The organism is Aeromonas sp. sif2416, assembly GCF_019218665.1.
GTDB lineage: Bacteria > Pseudomonadota > Gammaproteobacteria > Enterobacterales > Aeromonadaceae > Aeromonas > Aeromonas encheleia.
In genome coordinates this window covers 1-249 of sequence record NZ_JAHUXC010000062.1, presented here as the reverse complement: position 1 = coordinate 249, position 249 = coordinate 1, and the positions used below count along the sequence as shown (strand labels likewise).

At 65.5% G+C, this 249-nt stretch carries 1 protein-coding gene; it reads right to left on the bottom strand.

Annotation, left to right across the window (positions count from 1 at the left end):
- A partial coding sequence (locus KW821_RS21545) for a VCBS domain-containing protein (protein WP_218292878.1) occupies positions 1-249 on the bottom strand: 249 nt, incomplete at both ends.

Genomic DNA, 249 nt, shown 5'->3' with positions numbered 1-249 from the left:
CGCCCAGGTACTGCACCTTGTCGTTGGCGACTTCATAGCTCCACTTGCCAGCCGCATCGATCTCCAGCTGACCCAGGGCGCCGGCACTCGGGGTGCCCACACCCGGTTTGAACTCGGCCTCATCGGCCCCGTCCACGTCGGTCACGCTCAGGCTGCCGGTCTCGGTCAGGTTACCGCTGACCACGTTCAGGTCTTCGGTCACCGCACCGCTGCCATCACCCACAATCACCGCACCGTCATTGACGCCGG